This is a genomic window from Megasphaera jansseni (assembly GCF_047974155.1).
Classification (GTDB): Bacteria; Bacillota; Negativicutes; order Veillonellales; family Megasphaeraceae; genus Megasphaera.
Genome location: NZ_JBHYRR010000109.1, coordinates 1 through 236, shown reverse-complemented (window position 1 = coordinate 236; position 236 = coordinate 1). Strand labels below are relative to the sequence as shown.

General features: G+C 52.1%; 1 pseudogene. It reads right to left on the bottom strand.

Annotation, left to right across the window (positions count from 1 at the left end):
* Positions 1-23 precede the first annotated feature (23 nt).
* Positions 24-236 (bottom strand): annotated as a pseudogene (locus tag ACE418_RS13575) (RNA-guided endonuclease TnpB family protein); the annotation flags it as partial.

Genomic DNA, 236 nt, shown 5'->3' with positions numbered 1-236 from the left:
GCTGTTTAAGTTTCCTCCTGAAATCAGGATAGCCTTATTCTCAAAGGGCTGTCCAAAAGCCCCTTACACAGTCCCTCAAAATCGAAGTTCTGCTTACTTTTGCGGAGTATATTGGCGGCGCCGTTGATGTCGGCATTGGCCGTCCTTCCATCGGCAAAGCGGTACAAGCCGCGCCGGACTCGTTTTCCGCTGAACGTTCCTGTATAGGGAGCATCCGGCTGGTATACGGGAATGTC